The sequence below is a fragment of the Blautia sp. MSK18_10 genome (assembly GCF_020553185.1).
Taxonomy (GTDB): Bacteria; Bacillota; Clostridia; order Lachnospirales; family Lachnospiraceae; genus Blautia_A; species Blautia_A wexlerae.
The window spans coordinates 26,585-49,454 of sequence record NZ_JAJCGT010000014.1 but is presented as its reverse complement, the minus strand read 5'-3'; the positions used below and the strand labels follow the sequence as shown (position 1 = coordinate 49,454).

At 42.4% G+C, this 22,870-nt stretch carries 19 protein-coding genes and 2 pseudogenes; 1 reads left to right on the top strand and 20 read right to left on the bottom strand.

The annotated features are described in order from the left end of the window. Positions 1-98: 98 nt before the first annotated feature. From dusB to LI074_RS17845, 20 genes and pseudogenes are all read right to left on the bottom strand, one after another. Positions 99-1,058 carry a tRNA dihydrouridine synthase DusB gene (gene dusB / locus LI074_RS07930; RefSeq protein WP_044951790.1) on the bottom strand — a complete coding sequence of 320 codons (960 nt, stop codon included), beginning with the start codon at positions 1,056-1,058 and terminating at the stop codon, positions 99-101. A 52-nt stretch (positions 1,059-1,110) separates the two neighbouring features. After that, positions 1,111-1,476 (bottom strand): DUF6145 family protein, encoded by a 366-nt coding sequence (locus LI074_RS07925; protein WP_008707791.1) that lies wholly within the window; start codon positions 1,474-1,476, stop codon positions 1,111-1,113. Positions 1,477-1,514: 38 nt separating this feature from the next. Beyond that, the gene (locus tag LI074_RS07920) at positions 1,515-2,318 is read right to left on the bottom strand and encodes a biotin--[acetyl-CoA-carboxylase] ligase (protein ID WP_055058296.1); all 804 of its coding nucleotides are present in this window, start codon (positions 2,316-2,318) and stop codon (positions 1,515-1,517) included. Then, complete coding sequence (argF, locus tag LI074_RS07915; protein ID WP_008707793.1) at positions 2,318-3,319, bottom strand: ornithine carbamoyltransferase; 1,002 nt, start codon at positions 3,317-3,319, stop codon at positions 2,318-2,320. Before argF ends, LI074_RS07920 begins: the two co-directional genes overlap by 1 nt. A 36-nt stretch (positions 3,320-3,355) precedes the next feature. Continuing rightward, positions 3,356-4,297 carry an SPFH domain-containing protein gene (locus LI074_RS07910; RefSeq protein WP_173697013.1) on the bottom strand — a complete coding sequence of 314 codons (942 nt, stop codon included), beginning with the start codon at positions 4,295-4,297 and terminating at the stop codon, positions 3,356-3,358. 2 nt (positions 4,298-4,299) lie between these two features. After that, positions 4,300-4,734 carry an NfeD family protein gene (locus LI074_RS07905; RefSeq protein WP_008707795.1) on the bottom strand — a complete coding sequence of 145 codons (435 nt, stop codon included), beginning with the start codon at positions 4,732-4,734 and terminating at the stop codon, positions 4,300-4,302. Between the two features lie 20 nt (positions 4,735-4,754). After that, positions 4,755-5,528, bottom strand: coding sequence for a TrmH family RNA methyltransferase (locus LI074_RS07900; protein WP_022380135.1), 774 nt, complete (start codon positions 5,526-5,528; stop codon positions 4,755-4,757). A 9-nt stretch (positions 5,529-5,537) separates the two neighbouring features. Then, entirely contained in the window at positions 5,538-6,191 is a 654-nt protein-coding gene (locus tag LI074_RS07895) for a potassium channel family protein (RefSeq protein WP_022380134.1), read from the bottom strand. 74 nt (positions 6,192-6,265) lie between these two features. Next, positions 6,266-7,660 carry a TrkH family potassium uptake protein gene (locus LI074_RS07890; RefSeq protein ID WP_022380133.1) on the bottom strand — a complete coding sequence of 465 codons (1,395 nt, stop codon included), beginning with the start codon at positions 7,658-7,660 and terminating at the stop codon, positions 6,266-6,268. Positions 7,661-7,663: 3 nt separating this feature from the next. Then, positions 7,664-8,662 carry a 6-phosphofructokinase gene (gene pfkA / locus LI074_RS07885; protein ID WP_020993323.1) on the bottom strand — a complete coding sequence of 333 codons (999 nt, stop codon included), beginning with the start codon at positions 8,660-8,662 and terminating at the stop codon, positions 7,664-7,666. A gap of 72 nt (positions 8,663-8,734) precedes the next feature. After that, positions 8,735-12,202 (bottom strand): DNA polymerase III subunit alpha, encoded by a 3,468-nt coding sequence (locus LI074_RS07880; protein ID WP_173698075.1) that lies wholly within the window; start codon positions 12,200-12,202, stop codon positions 8,735-8,737. 58 nt (positions 12,203-12,260) lie between these two features. Next, positions 12,261-13,100: a CvfB family protein gene (locus LI074_RS07875; protein WP_008707806.1), complete on the bottom strand. Its 840-nt coding sequence runs from the start codon at positions 13,098-13,100 to the stop codon at positions 12,261-12,263. A gap of 235 nt (positions 13,101-13,335) precedes the next feature. Next, entirely contained in the window at positions 13,336-14,154 is an 819-nt protein-coding gene (locus tag LI074_RS07870) for an alpha/beta hydrolase (RefSeq protein WP_173698074.1), read from the bottom strand. Continuing rightward, positions 14,144-15,370: a hypothetical protein gene (locus LI074_RS07865; protein ID WP_173698073.1), complete on the bottom strand. Its 1,227-nt coding sequence runs from the start codon at positions 15,368-15,370 to the stop codon at positions 14,144-14,146. Before LI074_RS07865 ends, LI074_RS07870 begins: the two co-directional genes overlap by 11 nt. 420 nt (positions 15,371-15,790) lie before the next feature. Beyond that, positions 15,791-16,483 (bottom strand): L-ribulose-5-phosphate 4-epimerase, encoded by a 693-nt coding sequence (locus tag LI074_RS07860; RefSeq protein ID WP_055053591.1) that lies wholly within the window; start codon positions 16,481-16,483, stop codon positions 15,791-15,793. A 151-nt stretch (positions 16,484-16,634) separates the two neighbouring features. Next, positions 16,635-17,465 (bottom strand): rhamnulose-1-phosphate aldolase, encoded by an 831-nt coding sequence (rhaD, locus tag LI074_RS07855; RefSeq protein ID WP_173698072.1) that lies wholly within the window; start codon positions 17,463-17,465, stop codon positions 16,635-16,637. A 207-nt stretch (positions 17,466-17,672) separates the two neighbouring features. Continuing rightward, positions 17,673-18,383 (bottom strand): acyl-[acyl-carrier-protein] thioesterase, encoded by a 711-nt coding sequence (locus LI074_RS07850; protein WP_055053593.1) that lies wholly within the window; start codon positions 18,381-18,383, stop codon positions 17,673-17,675. Between the two features lie 135 nt (positions 18,384-18,518). After that, a complete protein-coding gene (locus LI074_RS07845) occupies positions 18,519-21,176 on the bottom strand; it encodes a sensor histidine kinase (RefSeq protein WP_173698071.1) in 2,658 nt (885 codons plus the stop codon). A 198-nt stretch (positions 21,177-21,374) separates the two neighbouring features. After that, positions 21,375-22,070: a response regulator transcription factor gene (locus LI074_RS07840; RefSeq protein WP_118569760.1), complete on the bottom strand. Its 696-nt coding sequence runs from the start codon at positions 22,068-22,070 to the stop codon at positions 21,375-21,377. Between the two features lie 521 nt (positions 22,071-22,591). Beyond that, positions 22,592-22,729: pseudogene (locus LI074_RS17845) on the bottom strand (DUF6783 domain-containing protein); the annotation flags it as partial. On the opposite strand from LI074_RS17845, the pseudogene LI074_RS17840 reads away from it, so the two are divergent. Beyond that, positions 22,667-22,834 (top strand): annotated as a pseudogene (locus tag LI074_RS17840) (DUF6783 domain-containing protein). The pseudogenes LI074_RS17845 and LI074_RS17840 sit on opposite strands and share 63 nt — an antisense overlap. Positions 22,835-22,870: the final 36 nt, after the last annotated feature.

The window sequence follows — 22,870 nt, the reverse complement described above, 5'->3', positions numbered from 1 at the left end:
TCACAATTTCTGTATTATACAAAAAAGCACCCGGATTGTCAAGCATTCCGAGCGCCTTTGCTATTGTTTATATTTCTCATTTCACATGGTTTTAACTTTTATGCTAATCTTGATAAAAGCGCCTCCAGAGCTTCATAACTTTCTATGGTGTTTGACTCTCTTCTGAGCCCTGCGCTGTGACGCATGCCTGCAGTATACCAGGCAACGTGTTTACGCATCTCACGGATTCCTACGAATTCCCCTTTTAATTCAATCTGTTTTCTGGCATGACGCAGGATCATTTCACGTATTTCCTCTACAGACGGGCGTTCCAACAGTTCTCCTGTCCGGAAATAATGGTTCAGTTCGCGGAACAACCAGGGATTTCCCCTTACTGCACGTCCCACCATAACAGCATCACATCCGGTCTGTTTTACCAGTGCTTCTGCTTTCAGCGGAGAATCTACATCTCCGTTTCCAATTACAGGAATGGTAATCGCTTCTTTTACCCTGCGGATCGTATCCCAGTCTGCAGTGCCGGAATAGTACTGCTGTCTGGTGCGCCCATGCACTGCAAGTGCTGCTGCTCCCGCATCCTCAATACGTTTCGCGATTTCAACAATATCTACCGGTTCATTCTCAAATCCGATTCGCACCTTGACAGTCAACGGTTTACTGATTGCAGATGATACTTTTCGAACGATCTCTTCAATCAGATTCGGGTTCTTCAATAATGCAGATCCCTCACCGTTATTGACAACCTTCGGCACAGGGCATCCCATATTGATGTCCAGGATATCGAAATCTCTGTCCTCAATGGATTTCGCAACCTCTGCCATAAGATCCGGTTCACTGCCAAAAAGCTGCATGGAAACCGGGTGTTCACATGGATCAATCTCCATCAGGGCAATGGTGTTCTTATTGTGAAAAGAAATCGCTTTTGCACTGATCATTTCCATACAGATCAGTCCGGCCCCCTGCTCTTTACAGAGCGTTCGAAATGGCAGGTCTGTGACACCTGCCATTGGTGCAAGAACAAACGGATTATCAATCTGTACGTTTCCTATTTTCCACTGCATCTCCATGAATGGTTCTCTTGCCCGTACCGGCTCATTCCTTGTCTGCATGGATTCAGTCCTCACTGCCCGATGTTTTCTTCAATTCTTCTTCCGGGATGTCTCCGAGAAAGAATACTTTATAATACATTTCCAGAGATTCCAGAAGTTCTTTCTTGTCCTGCTGAAGCTGTTTGATCTTCAGTCCGCTTCCGATCTCATCGTAGCGGGCATCTGCTTCCAGAGCTTCTGTTTTAAACTGAAGTCTGCCGTTTTCGTCAAATTCCAGAGTCAGGATTCCTCCTACATCCTCTGTGTAAAGAACACACATGATCTGAAGTTCTTTCTTCACATGATCCGGAAGTGCATTGAAATCCTGATTAAAATAAAATTTCTTCTCATAGGCGCTTGCGCCGCAGAGAGTAATGTTGTCCTGATACATAAATTACTGTTTCCCTCTTTCGAAATTATTCAGAATCTTTATACATAGCTGTAAAGCCCACGCACTGAAACCTCTCCTGCGCTGACTTTCACAACTTCTTTATTCTGCCTTTCCACAAGCAGTTCACCTTTTTCATCAATCCCCCTGCAGATTCCTTCGAAACTTCTGTCACCATCGATCACTCTGACCGGCTGGTTCAGATTTGCAAGGATTCTGTGGTAATCATCCAGCAGATGAGTAAAATCACAGGTCTGGATAAATTTCTCATAGTTGATCTCGAAATATTTCATCACCAGTGCAATCACCTGATTTCTGTCATATTCATGACCGCCCTCCAGAATCAGTGAAGTCGCTTTGTCCTGCATCTCTTCCGGAAATTCTTTCAGGTTTACATTGATTCCTACTCCGATGAGAACATAATTGATCTTCACACCATTTGTTCCCATCTCGGTCAGGATACCACAGATTTTCTTCTTAGAGATCACAATATCATTGGGCCATTTAATACTTACGTTAAACCCCAGTTCCTCTGCTGCCTGTGCCACTGCCATTCCCATAACCAGTGTCAGCATAGACGCATACTGCGGTGAAAATTCCGGACGTAAGAGCAGTGTCATCATAATAGAGCTGCCCTCCGGCGCTTCCCATCTTCTGTCAAAACGCCCTCTTCCCGCAGACTGAAATTCCGCAACTGCCAGAGTTCCATGCTCTGCACCATCTTTTGCCAGACGCTTGATCCATGAATTGGTAGAATCTGTTTCTTTTGCAAAATGGACGGTTTTGCCCGCCCATTTTGTGTCTATCGCCTGTGAAATTGTTTCTTCATTATACAGATGTGCCATTATTTGTTCTCCGGCTCTCCTAATGTTGCTACCATGACAGCTTTGATGGTATGCATACGGTTCTCTGCCTCATCAAATACTTTGGACTGCTCAGATTCAAATACTTCATCTGTTACTTCCATATCTGTCAGATTGAATCTCTCGCCCATTTCCTTGCCGATCTTTGTCTTAAGGTCATGGAATGCAGGCAGACAGTGAAGGAAGATTGCTTTCTCTCCTGCGTTCTTCATAACGTCCTTTGTTACTTTATAAGGTGTCAGATCATGGATTCTCTCTGTCCATACCTCATCCGGCTCACCCATAGATACCCATACGTCTGTATAGATAACATCTGCATCCTTTGTTCCTTCCTGAACATCCTCTGTCAGAGTGATGCTTCCGCCGGATGCTTTTGCATATTCCTCGCACTGAGCAACTAACTCTGCATTCGGGAAATATTTCTTAGTTGTGCAGGCTACGAAATGCATGCCAAGTTTTGTGCAGGCAATCATCAGGGAATTACCCATATTGTAACGGGCATCACCCATGTATACAAGCTTACGTCCTTTTAAATCTCCGAAATGCTCACGGATTGTCAGCATATCAGCGATCATCTGTGTCGGATGATATTCGTTCGTAAGGCCATTCCATACCGGAACACCTGCATGTTTTGCAAGCTCTTCTACGACTTCCTGACCAAATCCACGATATTCGATACCATCATACATTCTTCCCAGAACTCTTGCTGTATCTGCAATGCTTTCTTTCTTACCGATCTGAGAACCTGTCGGATCCAGGTATGTGCTACCCATTCCAAGATCATGGGCAGCTACCTCAAAAGAGCAGCGGGTTCTTGTACTTGTTTTTTCAAAAATAAGTGCAATATTTTTGCCTCTGTAATATTCGTGAAGCTCGCCGGCTTTCTTCTTTGCTTTAAGTTCTGCGGATAAATCAATAAGATATGTGATCTCCTCCGGTGTAAAGTCTTTCAGTGTCAGAAAGTTTCTTCCTTTTAAGTTCATAATAATTCTCTCCCCGATGTCATTTATTCTCTTTTGTTATTTGTCTGTCTCCGCTTTCGGATCAGTGACGATCTCTTTCAGCGAACTTGCCAGACCTGCGATTCCCTGAATATCCGACGGAATAATGATCTTGGTTGCCTTACCGTCTGCTGCCTTGGCAAATGCTTCCAGACTCTTCAGTGTCAGAACTGCTTCATCTGCCCCTGCCTCTCTGATCATGCGGATACCCTCTGCATTGGCATTCTGAACTTTCAGAACAGCCTCAGCCTGTCCTTCTGCCTCCTTGATCATACGCTCTTTCTGAGCCTCTGCGCGGAGGATTGCTGCCTGTTTCTCAGCTTCTGCATCCAGAATTGCAGACTGTTTCTTACCTTCTGCAACAAGGATCGTAGATTTCTTCTGACCTTCTGCGATCAGGATTGCTTCACGACGTTCACGCTCAGCTTTCATCTGTTTCTCCATTGCATCCTGGATAGCTGCCGGAGGAATGATGTTCTTCAGTTCCACACGATTGACCTTGATTCCCCATGGATCAGTAGCTTCATCAAGAGAAGCTCTCATCTTGGTATTGATCGTCTCACGTGATGTAAGTGTCTCATCCAGTTCCATGTCACCGATAATATTTCTTAAGGTTGTTGCGGACAGATTCTCGATTGCCATGATCGGATTCTCCACACCGTAAGTATAAAGCTTCGGATCTGTAATCTGAAAGAATACGACAGTATCGATCTGCATGGTTACGTTATCCTTTGTGATAACCGGCTGCGGTGGAAAATCCACTACCTGTTCCTTCAGATTTACCTTTCTGGCTACTCGTTCAATAAACGGAACCTTGAAGTGAATTCCTGTACTCCAGGTCGCCTGATAAGCTCCCAGACGCTCCAGGATTACTGCATATGCCTGTGGTACAATGCGGACGCAGGATGCAAGGACCCATACCGCAATAACGATAATAACTATCAGAAAAACCACGCCCATAACTAATCCTCCTTATTCTGTTTTACGATAAGTTTCACACCTCGGATCTCTTCGATCGTTACAACGGTGCCTTCGCCGATTTTTTCGTCATCAGCAGAACGTGCAGTCCATTCAATGTCATTGATACGAACCTGGCCTGTCTGCGCCAGATTGTCAATCTCCTGAATCACAACTGCTTTCTTTCCAATCAGACTATTTGCATTGGTCTGTATGGTTTCTTTGTTGAAATACTTCATTGCCAGTGGTCTGGTAAAGATGAGAAGTACCAATGAAACACACAGAAACAGCAATATCTGTACAGTGAGGTTCGCTCCTGCATAACATGCAATAGCAGCGACCAGTGCGCCGCCGGCAAACCAGATGGTGGTCAGTCCTGCAGTAATCGCCTCTACAACAAGCAATAACGCAAGAATCCCAAGCCAGATCAAAGGCTGCATGAAACTCCTCCTTTCGTCTGCTATCGTCTCTGACGAGCAGCTTCATACATGAGAATTCCGGATGCCATGGCAGCATTCAGAGATTCTACTTTTCCACACATAGGAATCCGTATCAGACAATCAGCACTGTCTGCCGCTTCATCTGTCAATCCTTTTCCCTCATTGCCGATCAGGAAAGCAGTTCCTCCTGTGTAGGATTCCTGATCATAAGAGTTCTTACCATGCAGATGCGCCGCAAATGTGCGGATATTTCTGTCTTTCAGTTCCTGTGCTAATGATACCACACTTTCCACATATAGGAAAGGCATTCTGTAGACAGAACCCATGGTTGATCGTATAACCTTCGGGTTTGTGATATCCACGCAGGTCTTTGTCAGAAGAACTCCGCTTACTCCGGCACCCTCTCCTGTACGGAGAATAGTTCCCGCATTTCCCGGATCCTGCAGATCTTCCAGAATCATAACCAGCGGATTTTTCCCGCCGAGAATATCTTCCATTATATAGGAAGGTTTCTTAAGCACTGTCATAATTCCCTGCGGCGTCTGCGTATCGCTCATCTGTCGAAAAACAGAATCTGCTACTATCTCATATGGAAGTTTCTCCACCTGAGCCATCAGTTCTGCATCACCGCTGAGAGCTTCTGATACATACACCTTCGAAATCCAATCCCTAGGTGCTTCGCCGAACATTTTTCTTCCTTCTGCAACAAAAAGCCCTTGTTCTCTGCGGGCTTTTGTTTTCTGGTTCAGCTGTATGATATTTTTTACCTGTCCGTTATTTACACTGGTGATCATATCTTATCCTCAATTTTCCGAAACCTTATTCAGGTCACTGTTTGCTCCTGCTGCAACAACTGTGCAGTCTGCCGGAAACACTTCATCCGGCGCCACATTCATATTCATCTTATCGCCATGCTTCAGACCGATCAGATTAATGTTATACTTTTCCCTGACCTTCAGCTCCCGAAGTGTTTTTCCTATCCATTCCCGCGGGATCTTAAATTCTGCCATACTGAAATCAGAAGAAAGCTCAAACATATCGACAAATCCACTGGAGAGAAGATTTCTTGCAACTCTGATACCCATGGAATGTTCAGGATAAATCACCTTATCTGCCCCTATTTTCTCCAGTATCCTGCCATGAAGAGAATTCATTGCCTTCGCCATGACAAAAGGAACTCCAAGTTCTTTCACCTGCATCGTTGCTGTAATACTGGCCTCCATATTCTCGGCTACTGCGATGACCGCAACATCTACGTTCTGAACTCCAAGCGATTCCAGAATTCCCGGATCACGCACATCTGCCTTGACAGCATAGGAAACTTTCTCTGCGATATCCTGCACATTATCATCTTTATCGTCAATGGCAAGTACATCGCAGTTCGCTTCTGCCAGAGTAAGGGCTACCGTCATCCCGAACTGCCCAAGACCGATCACTGCATAAGATTTGTTTTTCATTTTCTTCCTCATTTCTCTTTCTGAACATATATTCATTATCCTCTGCGAATATCTGCCTGACTGCCAAACCGTTACTATCCAATCATAATATCTTCTTCTGCCAGATGTGAATCTGCCGGCATTTTCTGTACACGTACAGTCACTGCAGTTCCCAGAGTCAGCGGACCGATTCTTCCCAGATACATAGTCAGGATCACGATCCATTTGCCTGCTGTATTCAGGCAGGGTGTCAGCCCTCTGCTAAGTCCTACCGTTGCAACCGCAGATGTAATTTCATAAACAACATCTTCTATAGGTGCTTCCGGCATGGCTGCACACAACAGCATACTCATGAGAATAAGTACTGTAAGTACCATACCTGTCACTACGATCGCAGAACGGATATAGCTGTCTCTGATTCTCCTGTGGTGTACTTCCACATCCCGTTTTCCCTGAAGATTGGATTTCAGACTCAGCAGAAGGACCGCAACTGTTGTTGTCTTAATTCCACCTGCTGTTCCCATAGGGGAACCGCCGATCAACATCAATATCAGGCACAGCATATAAGTTGCATTGGAAAATCTCTCCTGGCTTACAGTGAAAAATCCGGCTGTTCTTGTGGTAACTGACTGGAACAAAGATGCCATCCACTTCGTTCCCGGCGAATATGTCCCAATACTTTCCGGATTTCCATGATCAAACAGAAAGATCAGTACTGTACCGCCCACAACAAGTATCAGCGTCATCATCAACACGATCTTACTGTGAAGACGGAGATTTTTAAATATACGTCCCACAGGAAGTTTCCCTCTGATGACTCGTTTGATCTTATCCCAGATATCCCACCAGACCACAAATCCAAGTCCTGACATAATGATCAGTCCTACGCTTGTAAAGTTTACGATCGGATCAGCAACATACTGAGCCAGGCTGTCCTCTCCCAGCAGATCAATACCAGCATTACAGAATGCAGATACTGCCGTAAAAACAGAGTATCCCAGACCTTTTGCCAGACCGAACTGCGGAATAAATCGAACTGCATAACACACTGCACCGATTCCTTCTGCTCCAAACACACAGATCAGAACTTTCTTCACCAGCCTGACCATCCCGCCCATTCTGTCCATATTATAGGACTCCTGGATAACACGCCGGTTCCTCAGCGATATTTTCTTTCTCAGACTTATAAAAATAATACTGCCCAGGGAAATCAGTCCCACACCTCCGATCTGGATCAGGACAAGAATAATAATCTTGCCTGCCAGAGTCCAGTGAGTTGCCGTAACAACTGTCACAAGCCCTGTTACACATATACTTGTGGTTGCGGTAAACATGGCATCTGTAAAAGATGTGTGGTATCCGGGTGCCGTACAAAACGGCAGCCACAGAAGTAATCCCCCTAAGATAATCACCCCCGCAAAACCGAGGGTAATTATCTGAGCAGTATTTAATTTATGCAGTCTGTTATATAACTGCATCTTTTTATTCATTTGTTATTTGTTGTTTTTATCATAGTTATGAGAAAGTGACTGGCATACTTCCCACTGATAGTCGGAGATACCTTTCTGCATAGCAAGTGCTTCATTGATATCGAAGTCTACGAATTCACCGTGACGATATCCGACAACGCGGCATGTCTTGCCTGCAATAAGAAGGTCTACAGCCAGAGCACCCATCATAGATGCATATACACGGTCTTTACATGTCGGGCTTCCACCACGCTGCATGTGTCCAAGGATTGTAGCACGTGTTTCGATACCTGTGGCAGCTTCGATACGTTTTGCCATTGCTTCAGAATGACCGATACCTTCTGCATTGATGATGATGTGATGCTTTTTGCCTTTCTTACGACTCTCGATAATGTTATTGATCAGCTTCTGCTCATCATAGTCATATTTCTCAGGAACCAGAACGTCCTCAGCACCGTTGGCAATACCGCACCACAGAGCAATATATCCTGCACCACGTCCCATAACCTCGATGATACTGCATCTCTCATGAGAAGTGGAAGTATCACGTACTTTATCAATTGCTTCCATTGCTGTGTTTACAGCTGTATCAAATCCGATGGTATATTCTGTACATGCAATGTCAAGGTCGATTGTTCCGGGAAGACCGATTGTATTGATTCCGAGATTCGCAAGCTTCTGAGCACCTGCGAAAGATCCGTCACCACCAATGACAACAAGTCCGTCGATTCCATGTTTTCTGCAGATCTCTGCTCCACGTTTCTGGCCTTCTTCTGTACGGAATTCTGCACAACGTGCTGTATAAAGGATTGTACCTCCACGCTCGATTGTATCAGATACATCTTTTGCGCTCATGTCAATAATCTCTTCGTTTAACAGACCATTGTATCCTTTCAGAATACCTTTTACATTTAATCCATTGCTTAAACCTCTTCTGACAACTGCACGAATTGCAGCATTCATTCCAGGTGCGTCACCACCGCTGGTAAGGACACCAATGGTTTTTATCTTGTTTTCTGCCATCTTTTCTTCCTCCATCTTCTGAATCTATCTCATTTTTACTATACACATATTCGGGTATAGTTTAGCGCATTTCTATAAGTTTTTCAATCCTCTTTCTACAACTTTAACATTGGTTTTACCATATTTTTCGTACATATAGTTCAGCCATGAGTCCTGAATTTGTGCATGATATCCAACCGGAAGCTTCTTTATGGCCTTTACGTCTTTCAGGTAGATCACAACAGCACTGTCACCCGGTGAACGTCTGAGGTCTGCAAGCAATTCCTGAGATTGCTGTGTGTAGCTTTCTTTATTGTCAAACTGTATCCAGATTTCCCTTGGCATATTGTCAAAGGGACGGATTTTTTCAAGGATCAGTTTACTGGCGCGATCGTCCTCTGCAGATACTCTGCCCTGAATAAATACTCTGCCTTCTTCATTCAGGAACTGCTGACTTTTCTCATAATCTCTGGGGAACACAACTACCTCCACTGTTCCTACCAGATCCTCCACTGTGAGGAATGCCATAACCTTATTATTCTTTGTATATTTGATGGTTTTATCCGTAATCATTCCACCGATAATTACTTTCTGACCATCCATGACTTTCGGAAGATTTGTTTCTTCATCCTGCTGAAAATCAGAGGTTTTCGCAGAAATGGTTTTCTCCATCATTCCCCGGTAATTTTCCAGAGGATGACCACTGAGGTAGATTCCCAGAACTTCCTTCTCATATCCCAGAAGTTCCTCTTTTCCGAATTCCTCCACATCGGGCATACGGATTTCAAATTCTTTCTTGTCCTCCTCGCTTACCAGATCAAAAAGGCTCATCTGGCCTGCCAGTGAATTCTTCTTATCCTGACTGATACTGTCTGAAATCTTCTGATAAACCAGCATTTTCTGGCGGCGGTTACCATCCAGGCAATCCAGTGCACCTGCTTTGATAAAGTTTTCTACTGCACGCTTATTCATCTGCGGAGAGTTTCGTTCCATAAAATCCTTCAGGGAACGATATTGTCCGTTCTCTTCCCTCTCTTTTACCAGACTTTCAATAACCGGACGTCCCACACTCTTTATAGCGGACAGGCCATATCGGATTGCACCGTTATCTACAGAGAATCCATACATTCCACAGTTCACATCCGGCGGCAGGATCTTAATCCCCATCTGTCTGCAGACCAGAATATATTCTGCAACCTTATTTGGAAAATCAATAACCGATGTCATTAATGCGGCCATAAATTCCACAGGATAGTAATATTTCAGATATGCAGTCTGATAGGAAACAACTGCATAGGCTGCTGCATGGGACTTATTAAAAGCATATTTGGCGAAATCAATCATTTCATCATAGATTTTATTTGCCGTTGCCTCATCAATTCCATTTGCAATACAGCCTGGAACTCCCTCTGCTTCATTTCCGTAAACAAAGTTCTGGCGCTCCTTTTCCATGACAGAGGCCTTCTTTTTGGACATTGCTCGACGTACCAGGTCGCTTCGGCCCAGAGTATAACCTGCCAGGTTCCGAACAATCTGCATAACCTGCTCCTGATAGACAATACACCCATACGTAGGCTTCAGGATCGGCTCCAGCTGAGGACAGTCATAACGGATGGTATCCGGTCGGTTTTTGCCCCGGATATACTGAGGGATGAAGTCCATGGGGCCCGGACGATAAAGAGAGATTCCCGCGATCACATCTTCCAGACTCTGAGGCTTCAGTTCCTTCATGAAGTTTTTCATTCCCGCACTTTCAAGCTGAAATACACCATCAGAACGACCGGTGCCAAGGGAATCCAAAACCTTTTTATCATCATAATTAATCTTCTGCATATCCAGAGTCACTCCTGCATCCTTCTGGATCAGCTTTACTGCATTCTGGATCACAGTCAGAGTACGAAGTCCCAGGAAGTCCATTTTTAAAAGTCCCAATTCTTCCAGTGTTGTCATGGTAAACTGAGTGACAATAGACCCGTCTGATGCTCTGGAAAGCGGTACATATTCTGATACGTCCTTCTGGCTGATAACAACACCTGCCGCATGCATGGAGGTATGTCTGGGAAGTCCCTCCAGACGTCTTGCCATATCGATCAGATAATGAATTTCATCCTGCTCTTCATATGCTTTTTTCAGCTCAGGGTTCATAGTAAGGGCTTTATCTATAGTAATATTTAATTCCTGCGGGATCATTTTCGCAATGGAATCCACCTGTGCATAAGGCATATCCAGTACACGGCCCACATCCCGGATCACACCACGGGCTGCCAGCGTACCAAAAGTAACGATCTGAACCACACAATCATCCCCATATTTACGGCGGACATATTCAATAACCTCCTGCCTTCTTTCGAAGCAGAAGTCAACGTCAATATCAGGCATAGATACTCGTTCCGGATTCAGAAATCGCTCAAAGAGCAGATCATAGCGAATAGGATCAAGCTGTGTGATGCCCAAGGTATAAGCAACCAGACTTCCCGCTGCAGAGCCACGTCCCGGTCCTACCATAATGTCATGATCGCGGGCATATTTAATAAAATCCCATACTATAAGGAAGTAATCCACGTAGCCCATATTTTTTATAGTAGATAATTCGTAATTCAGACGAGCTTTTAATTCCTCTGTAACCGGCTGATAACGTTCCTCCAGTCCCTCGAAGCATAGCTTGTTCAGATATTCCCAGGATGTAAGACCATCCGGCACATCGAATCTTGGAAGCTTGGTCACGCCAAATTCAATCTCAACATGACATCTCTGTGCAATCTTATGAGTATTCTCCAGGGCCTCCAAAGCATATGGGAAAAGTTCTGCCATTTCTTCCGGGGATTTCACATAATACTGGCCGCCCTCATAACGCATTCTGTCCTCATCTGCCAGTTTCTTGTTTGTCTGCAGACAGAGAAGAATATCATGAGGATCAGCATCCTCCGCCCTTGTATAATGCACATCATTGGTTGTAACAAGGTCAATCCCTGTTTCTTCGTGCATACGGAGAAGTTCCTGATTTACCAGTCTCTGCGCAGGAATTCCATGATCCTGTAATTCCAGGAAGAAATTGCCTTTTCCAAAAATATCCTGATAACGAAGAGCTGCTGCCTTTGCATCCTCATACATGCCTCTCTGAAGATATCTGGCAACCTCACCTGCAAGGCAGGCACTTAAGGCAATAATCCCTTCATGGTACTCTTTTAATACCGCAAGATCTACTCGCGGTTTATAATAGAATCCTTCTGTAAAACCCTTGGACACAATTTTCATCAGATTTGCATAACCCTGATTATTCTCTGCCAGAAGAACCAGGTGGTAATATCTGTCTTCGCCGCTTCCTGCTTCACGGTCAAATCGGGAGCCGGGGGCTACATAAACCTCACATCCCAGAATCGGATTGATTCCCTCGGCTCTTGCTGCACGATAAAAATCAATCACACCATACATAACTCCATGATCTGTGATCGCCGCACTGTCCATGCCAAGTTCTTTGACACGGGCTACATATTCTTTTATCTTATTGGAACCATCCAGCAGACTGTATTCTGTATGGACGTGAAGATGTGTAAACTCCAACTCTATTTCTCTCCTGTTCTAATATCTGCAATTTTATCGCAGTATATTTTTACTGTTATTATTTCGCGTAGATTCTCTTGTCCTTAATCTCTACTTTGCCTTCCTTCATCAGATGGCCAATGGCACGTTTAAATGCTCCCTTACTCAGACCAAATTCTCGCTGGATCACTTCCGGTGATGCCTTGTCATCAAATGGAAGAACACCTGCAAATTCATTGATTACTTCAAGGACATTCTCCGCATCCTCATTGATCTGAAGATATGCTTTCTGACGATCTGTGACGTTCATTTTTCCGTCTTCTTTTACTTCGCTGACACGCAGTTCCAGAATCTTGCCCGGACGGTATTTTCCCTTGGCTTCTCTTGCAGGGATCAGTGCAGAATATTTATCATCAACTGCCACAAATACACCGAATCTGTCGCTGATCTCATAAACACGGCCCTTCACCATATCTCCCACTACATAAGGAGTTCTGGTGGAAAGATAATGATAAACCTTCATAGTTGCGCAGAGACGACTGCTCTTGTCAATATAGAGTGCTACCAGCACATCTTCTCCCTCTCTTACTTTCAGAGTCTGTTCATGATATGGAAGCAGAAGGTCTTTCTCCAGTCCCCAGTCAAGGAATGCACCAATCCTTGTTACCTGAGAGACTTTCAGAACTGCTGTCTGACCTACCTGAAGCTTCGGTTCTTTTGTTGTTGCAATAAGACGATCCTGAGAATCCTTGTAGATAAATGCTTCAATGCTGTCGCCTTCCTTTGTTCCTTCCGGAACCTGTCTGGACGGAAGAAGAACACGGTTCTTTGCATCTGCCTGCATATCCTCACCCAGATATACACCAAAATCTACGGACTTCACTACTGTTAATTTCTGTTTTTTTCCTAACTCTATCATATAATCTCCATTTCTGTTGTGATAGTATCTTTTTAAAGAAAATTAAAAATATACTATACTTTCATCATCCTCTGACATTAGCTTTATATTTCAGTATAACATAAATAATAAAGGCGGCACAATGCCGCCTTATTATTTTTTATTATCTTATTTTACGTTACTGTTCACTATAGATCAGAATGTATTTTATTCCAACTCGATTTCACATACACTCAGACAGATTCTTTATCGTGTATTATATATTCTGCATCCACTTGCACGCCAGTTCCATCCAGGACTGGCATTCTTTCTGTACACAGCCGCCGTCTTCGTGGCTTGTCTCTTCGTTTGCAAGACTTAAACCATGTCCGCCAACCGGATAAAGATGCATTTCTACCGGAATTTCAAATTTGCGCAACGCATTGAAGAACAACAGAGAATTCTCTACAGGAACACAATCATCTGTCACTGTATGCCACAGGAATGTGGTTGGTGTATCTTTAGATACCTGGAATTCCAGAGACTGTTCTTTTCTCTTATCAAGATCATTATAATCCTCTCCAAGCAGGCATTCAAAGGAACCTGTGTGTGCAAACTCATCGGAAGTGATCACCGGATAACTTAAGATCATACCATTTGGTTTCACCATATCAGAAGTTACCCCAAGTGTCTGTGCAATAAAATCTTTCTTCCAGAAAACGCCAAGACTTGCTGCCAGATGACCACCTGCGGAAAAGCCCTGCAGAACAATCTTATTCGTATCAATATGAAACTCTGCAGCATTTTTTCTTAAAAAAGCAACAGACTTCGCAAGCTGCAAGAGTGCCAGTGGATATCTGGCAGGTTCTACGCTATAGCGCAGGATCACTGCATGATATCCCCTTACCAGATACTGCATGGCGATCGGTTCTGCTTCTCTGTCAGAAGTCATAGCATACCCGCCTCCCGGGCAGATCACAACTACCGGACGCTTTCTGTTGATATGCATTTCAATGGAATTATCCAGAAAATAAGTGTATAAATCTGCAGTTTCTTTATATCCGTCTACTGCAATTTCAATCTTCTTATAAATCATAAGTTCCTCCTGTATATTTCATCATTTTTTCCATTTCTACTCCCCATTCCGCTAATTTTGGGGGAATATTTACAGCTACTTTTCTCAGTTTTGTTTTGCCATCCTTTGCTGCCAGACGCTTATATAAATGTATATTTCCATCTGCATCAAGAACAATATAAAAACACTCTAAAATATGACCTGATCCTACAATTTCCCGTGTTGTATATATATATCCTGCTTTATTCTTTTTTCTTTTAGAAAAAACAATCCCTCTGCTTCTCCTGTCTCGGAAACTTGGAAAATAATCTTCACGTATAATTTCAAGTTCTTCCCATTTATACATTTTTTTGAAAAACAGATACGATATTTTGCAGCCTTCTTTACTTAATGTTACGACTTTTGAAGAGAAAAACAATAATGGTGCATCAATCAAAAACTCAAGAATCAATATTGGAATTCTTTCTCCCTCTTCAGCAGACAGCCCTGTCCAAATAAGCAGTACCGTAATAAGTATTACCATGGTTATCTGCAAAAAATCTCTGATCTTTATTACTTCTTGCTGATATTCTTTTAAATTTGTACAGTCTGCTCCTTTGCTTTGAATTTTTTTTCTTTGTTGCCTCCTCAATTCTATCATTTCATCATATTGTCTTTGTTTTTCTTCTTCTTTTATTCCCTCTCCTTTTTCTGCCTCCACTCCCCATTCCTTCATTTTTTCACGAACATTTACGTACATTTTTCTAATAACTTGCTTTTTTCCTTTTTCTAATTTATAAGAAAAAACATTGCCATGTTCATCAAAAGTAATGTAAAAACAATCTGAAAGCGGAAACGCATCAACGATCATCCTGGTAGTATATTTCTTTTTCTTCTTATTTACTGCATATTTGGAAAATACAATCCCCTGATAACGTATGCTCCCTCCTTTACCATATGTATACCAGACATCCTCTCTGATAACAGCAAGCTCTTCCCATTTATAATTTCTCTTCCAAAACAGCCAGGATACCGTACAGCCTTCTCTGCTCAGCACAACAGTTCTCATATAATACAAGATTAACAGCAACATTAATATTTCCACACTAAAAATTATAAATTCATATCCCTCTGTTCTTATTTCCTTTCTTTCCAGGAAAATCATCAGCATTCCTATGCCGAATACAAACACTGATATAAATAATATCAGTATTATATGTGGATCTAATACTCTTATTTTTTCCTGCTGCTCTTTCATATGCATTTCCTCCGGTTGTCTGAAATCCTTACTGTTACTATTCCGGTATATCAACCTAATTTCTTGCATTTTCTTATGAGTTCATTATAAGGTAAATATATGTAATTGTTAAGGTGCAAAATAAAATGTTGCTGTCCCGTTTACTGCAAATTAAACGAACCATACAATATTAAAGTTCGGCTGTTATTATCTTTCAAGGATCATGACATCTTTTGCATTCATGCTAACGGTCTGCCCTGAAACGTTCTCCTCCTTCGATAAAGTTGCAGAAAATTGCCCGGACTTTCTGCAATATGGCAGAAGAATTTTCCTTGTTTCTTCTGCTACAAAAAATCTCCCGGATAAGAGAAGCGCTTACTCTTATCCGGGAGATTTTTTATATCTTTAACAAGTTCATATCTTTTATTTTCAGATCAGTGATTATTTATTTCCCTGTCCATAATATGCATTTGCACCATGTTTTCTGAAGTAGTGCTTATCCTGCAGATCCTGTGGTGCAGGTTTTACCTGTGGATTGATCAGCTCACAGCGGGATGCCATCTTGGCAACTTCCTCAAGAACAACTGCATTATGTACTGCTTCATGAGCATCCTTACCCCATGCAAATGGTCCATGGTTTTTGCAAAGTACTGCAGGTACTGCTTCATAATCTTTGTCCTTAAACAGGTCTACGATCAGAAGTCCTGTGTTTTTCTCATATTCTTCAAATTCCTTGCCTTCCAGGCAGCGTGCACATGGAACTTCACCATAAATATAATCTGCATGTGTGGTTCCATAACATGGGATTGATCTTCCGGCCTGTGCCCAGCTTGTTGCCCATGAAGAATGTGTATGTACAACTCCTCCGATATTCGGAAATGCTTTGTACAGTTCTACATGAGTTGCTGTATCAGAAGATGGATTGTATTTTCCTTCTACCTTATTGCCATTCAGGTCTACAACAACCATATCATCCGGTGTCAGCAGATCATAATCAACTCCACTTGGTTTGATGACAAAAAGTCCTGATTCTCTGTCGATTCCGCTTACATTTCCCCATGTAAATGTAACAAGTCCGTATTTCGGAAGATCCATGTTTGCTTTGTAAACTTCCTCTTTTAATTTTTCCAGCATGATTCGTACCTCTCCTTTTGCTTTTCAGATATTCTTTTACAACAGCTTTCAGATGTTCCGGCTTTTTTCTGCATATCCCACCCGGAAAATCTCTTAATATCTGTATTATAGCACTTGTACGGTACATGTACCAACTTGTATGTTGATTATTTTACTGTTTCTCATACAGAAACTCTTCAGGCAGATTTACCTTGAAATCTTTTGCAAGTGAACGGAAATTGTCCGGTGTAATAGTCTGAAGTTTATTTGGAGTCATAGAAAGAATCTTCACCAGGATCTCTGCAGATTTTTCTACCGTATGGAGCAGACCAAATGTCAGGTCAAAATCTTCACCTGAGCAGAACATTCCATGATGTGCCCAGATAACAACATCATATTTCTTCATTAATTCTGCTGTTTTTATGGCAATTTCTCTTCCACCCGGTACCATCCAGCCGACAACACCTACGCCGTCCGGGAATACAACCGGACACTCTGTAGCAGATTCCCATAACTCTCTTGTAAAGATCTTATCATCCAGTGGCAGAACAAATGTCAGAGCAATTGTATTTGTCGTATGTGCATGATAAATAACACGATGTTTTCCGTTTGTCAGTTTCTTCTTCACTTCATGGTTCATCAGATGAGTCGGAAGCTCACTGGTAGGTCTGCCGCCCTCAACCAGGCCCCAGCGGATTCTGTAATTCATTCCTGTCTCATCCAGTTCAATGATTGCAAGACATACTTCCGGATCCACGATAATATTTCTGAAATATTTACCGCTTCCCGTTACAAGGAAAAACTCTCCTGCTAATCCCGGAACCTCTACCCCGATCGGTATCCATTCTCCAGGTGCATTCAGACGGGGACGAATCATCTCTACTTCCTCCGGTTTCAGACGATAGCTTAAGTTTCCGCCGTTTCTCTCATGCCATCCCTGAAGATAACCGTCATTTGCCATTTTGATAAATCCCTGTACAAATTTAGATTCCAGAATTTTCATAATATATATACCCTCCGCTTTTTGTGGTTTTGTGTTGTTTGTTTTTAACAATATATTGTTTCTTGTTGTTTATGAATGTATTATATATTGTTTCTTGTTGTTTGTAAATAATTTATTCAAAAAATCTCTCACAAAACCACACATCAATTCCGAAATATCTTTGTCAATTCTGTCCTGCTATTCATCCTGTTCAGAAGATTTTTACCGTTATTTTTGCTGAAATTCTATAATTGCGTATGCTTTTCCGTCTGTATCATCAAGCGATACAATCACCTTTCCTGTTTCTGCTTTTGCTTTCGGGCAGATTATATCTCCAAGTTTTGCCTGCATCTTATACTCTGCACGCATCTGGTATACTTTGAAATCTTCCGGCAGGAAATCTTCTGCCATACAGATATACTGACAGTTGTTTACATGATGATTAGTGTCAAGATGATGCTTCTGCACTGTGAATGATTCCTGTGAAGTCATGTCATCCGGAAGTTTGATTTTCCTCGGTGCATAATCCATTTCCAGCTTTTCGCCGAGTATGTAATTGTCTGTATCTGCAGGTGTCAGTCTCACCGGAATCCCTGTACTGATGGCCAGATGTGTCCAGTTGGAGTTCGCCCAGGCAAGCTTCTTCCCATCCATTGTTTCTATGGTGAAATTACGCATACCCATGAATCCTTTGAAATTATAAGGTGCTGTCGTGATCCTGATTTCCGTTCCCATAGCAGGATATTCATCCACAATTACCTGCCAGGAAGAAAGAACCCACGCTCTGTCTCTTGCCTTCAGCACGTCTCCTCCAAGCCCGACCGACTCCGCATGAAATGTACAGCAATCCTGAAAATAATTCAAAACACCCGGTAATGTCAGTTTGCCGTTCTCACCTGTCTCACTGTATCTGACTCTGCTGTTAAAACTGTAATTCATTTTTTATGTCCCCTTTTCTTATGTCGCTATGATTTTTTAATATACTTCTTTTCTATTATTATAACAAGCCAAAAATATAAGGCATAAAACAGTTTTTATAAACTGGCCTATGCCTTATCTTTGTTCTACGTTATATTATTTACTGTAATTCTTTGCTACAAATGTGATCATCACCTTAAACAGATCCCCATCCAGGTATAGCTTAAACTCACCTCCCTGCAGCTCTGTCAGACTCTTTGCGATAGAGAGTCCCAGTCCGCTTCCTTCTGTATTTCTCGCCACATCTCCTCTGATAAATCGTTCTGTCAGTTCATCCGCAGAGATATTCAAAGGCTGTGCTGAAATGTTTTTCAGGGAAAAGGTTACTTTTTTATTTCTGTTGCTGATCTCTGCATAAACTCTGGTGCCTTCCATTGCGTACTTCACAACATTGCCGAATACATTTTCCAGAACACGCCACATTCTCTGACCGTCTGCGTAGATAATGGACGGTTCGTCTGTGAAATGTACCATCATAGTCAGGTTCTTCTCCTTGAATTTCTCTTCAAATTCTCCGATCACCTGCTGCACCATTTCCACAAAATCAATATCATTCATCTCCAGCTTGATGTTTCCGGTGCTTGCCTTGGATGCCTCTACCACATCCTCTGTGAGCACCTTCAGTCTCTGAGATTTCTCATCCAGGATGCGTAAATATTCCTGTATTTTCGGATCTGTCGGATTTTCCCGTTTCATCAGATCTACATAATTGATAATGGAAGTCAGAGGTGTTTTCAGGTCATGGGAAACATTTGTGATCAGCTCTGTCTGCATTCTTTCTTTTTTCAGGCTGTTCTCCACAGCAGCATCCAGACCACTGCCAATATTGTTGATATATTCTGCCATCACCTTCTGTTTTCCGGTAAGTGTATCTGTTTTGATCTTATACTGCAGTTCTCCATCGCTTATTTTCTTCAGACCATCCATAATAAGATCCAGTCCGTCCGCTTTTCTGATGGCGAAAATCATAACAGCCACATCTACAGCCATCAATGCCAGCAGAAATACTCCTGCACCACTGAATACGCAGCCGATGATCAGGAACTGCAAAAATAAAAATGCACCTCCCACAAGCAGAACTTTTATTTTTTCTGCTGTATTTCTGGAAAAAGCTCTGGCAAAATCAGCAAGCTTCCCACTGCATTTTCCAATCCATTTCAGAACTTTTCTAATCAGACTGTTTTTCCATAAGGTTCCTGCCTTTATTCTTCTTACCAGGCTGAGATATCCGATCAGAAACCATGCCATTGTATAAGTCCCACATATGAGACAGATAACAATCACTGTCACTACTACATGACTGTAACCCAATGATGAGTTGGCGATCAAGGTTCCCGATATGATCGTTCCTGCCAGCCATATACCGATTACTGTTCCTGCCGCAATTTCTGTATACCATCTGTCAAATCCATTCAGATGTATTTCTTCATCCTCTGGTCTCCTTCCTGCTGTCACAGTCAGCCACACCATACCGATCAGCCAGAGCACACTTCCGAAGATTGCTCCTGCCAGCATCGGAAACATAAGCTTTGAATATGTCTCATAGTTCTCTGCCTCATCAGCCATGGAATCTGCCACAGAAAATTTCGTATCAACCGAAACTGCAAATACAAAATCCTTTGTGTCAAAGCTCTGATCAATGGTATGATTCCACACCTGCAGATCTGCACCCGGAATATTTGTAACACACTCACTTAATTCCGGGTAAACAACTGCATATGCTTTTTCCTTAAATATTTTCTCAAGGTTCTGCTCCAGCTGTGCGTAACTGCTGTACGCTTTTTTATTTGTATAGATTGTCTGTGTTTCTTTATCTGCGAAAAGATATGTGAGGTTGGTACTCCCTTCGGTATAGTCTCCCACGCTGTGAAAGACGGATGCCAGTGATGTTTCATAATCATTGAACTGTTCATCTGACTGTATGGCACGGATGCAGTCCAGAAGTGTGAATAACTCCTTATATGCATCCTCCAGTCTCCCATTCCATTCCGTGCTTTTGTTTACCGCATCCAGGATATTCTCAGCTCCCTGTGGTGCAAATTTCTCGTCCAGCTGACTCAGTTCTACGAAAAAACATCCCGGATATTCTGTGTTTGTTCTGGTATCCGTAACGTTGCCGATATTCTCTGATTGTGAGGTATATCTGTAATAAAGTTCATCTGCTACGGTATCCAGTTTCTCGGACTCGGTCTTTGATTCGAAATCATCTTCTTCAAGAAAATCTGTATTGTAATTAATTTTCAGTGTTCCATCTGCCACCATCTTTTTAAAGTCAGTCCGATAAAAATAGTGGCTGGTTCCGTCAGAAGATTCACATCTTATGACCTGTGAATCTTCGTCATAAACACCTTCATAATAGTTTGCCTCCCAGTCTTTTCCCCACTCCAGAAGATCACTTACAGAGTACGCAAGCCCGGAAGTATTTTTCAGAGAAAGGTCTCTGATGGAATCACGGGTGTTTCCTTTTTCCTCAAATTCTGCCAGATCAATCACTGCCGATGAACCAGCATTTTTCAGATAGTTAATGTCATCCTGCGCTGCCAGACTGACCAGAATATCTGATCCTCTGTTGCTGACCTGTTTCTCAAATGCTTCTGATTCTGTGTAACTTTTGCCTCTGTCATCCAGGCGGATTCCAGTCTGATAGATCATCACAAACATAGCTGCACAGACTGCTGCTGCAACTGCTGCCAGATGCGCGATCACGATCCAGATTGCCTTGACAGAACTGCTTCTGTATCCTTTTCCCTTCATAATGTTTGTCCCTTTCCTTTTTTATTTAATTTATTACTTTGTCAAGCGGATATTCGCAATCCGCTTTGCTACTTGCTCATAACCAAATAACTGCTTCGCAGTTTATCAGAATGCGCTTGCACGCCTCCTGATACAAGCAAGTCCCCACCCACTGCTTATTGCTTTTCGCAATTGAAGCAGGGGACTTACTTGATTTGGTTAAATTTTTTCCACCTTATATCCAAGTCCCCACACAACCTTCAGGTATCTTGGCTCCCTTGGATTAATCTCAATTTTTTCTCTGATATGCCGGATATGCACTGCCACTGTATTATCTGCTGCAACTGCTTCCTCATTCCAGATGTTTTCGTAGATCTGATTAATGGAAAATACCCTTCCCTGATTCTTCATCAGAAGAAACAGGATATTGTACTCAATAGGTGTCAGCTTCACCACATCACCGTCCACCCTGACTTCCTTCAGGTCATCGTTTATGCTCAGACCTCCTGTCTCGTAGATATGAGCATTCTCCACAGGTATTGCTGCTCCCAGCCTTGTATATCTTCGAAGCTGTGATTTCACCCTTGCCACCAGTTCCAGGGGATTAAAGGGCTTGGTTACATAATCATCTGCCCCTACATTTAATCCAAGGATCTTATCTGCATCCTCTGATTTCGCAGAAAGAATAATGATCGGAAGAGGATTCTCTTCCCTTATCTTCAAAGTAGCCCGGATGCCATCCAGCTTCGGCATCATAATATCTATGATCAGCAGATCCACCGACTGACTGCGCAATGCGTTAATCGCCTCCACACCGTCGTATGCCTTCAGGACCGTATAGCCTTCCTGCTCCAGATAAATACTGATTGCCTCTACAATGTCTTTATCATCATCACAGACCAGAATATTAGCCACTTTACACACCTCCCTCATCATCCGAAATGCCTGTCTGAAATCTCTCATGTACAGACATCCCGGCTTCTTATTTTGTATTTCTGATATTAGAATAATCGAAGCTTCTTAATATGAAAGGGACAAATTCTTAAGATTTTCTTATGATTATTCACTTTTCGCAGTCAAAATATCAGGCTGTTAATCTGTCACTTTTATCAGGCTCCTATTTTCATCCAATTCTTCTATTCGTTCTGCTGTATACATTTTTTATCTCATCTTTTCTCTTTTTCTGACAGTCAATAATAGACTGAAAATCATTATATCATTTCACATATATTACTTCTATAGAATATTCTCTTCTGTTTCCCATTTCCACCCCCATCACTGTTTATTCCATTCTCCATAACTCACAACCAATCTATAGCAACCCTCGTAAATAATACTTCCATCAACGCACCAGGGGATCATCGTTATATGTTTTTTGGTATTTTATTAACAATCTTCATACATATCGCATAATTTTTTATTGATTTTGTACAATATTATTTATTTTTCGGCAAAACAATGCTACAATGTTTTACAAGATTAGAGCGTGTCTGAAAAAGGCTTTCTGCAAGATGTGCGTCACAATTTGTGGTATATTTTGCCCGGATGAGGGCGCCGTAGCGGGCTACGGCAACTGAATTCGGGTGAAATATCCCGCAAAGTGGGGCGTGCAGATTGCGGGAATGATTTTTCAGACACACTCTAGTGTACTGATTTATAACTGTTCAATGGTCTGCTAACCGCAAAGCTACTGAACAGTTACACGTTTTTTTTCA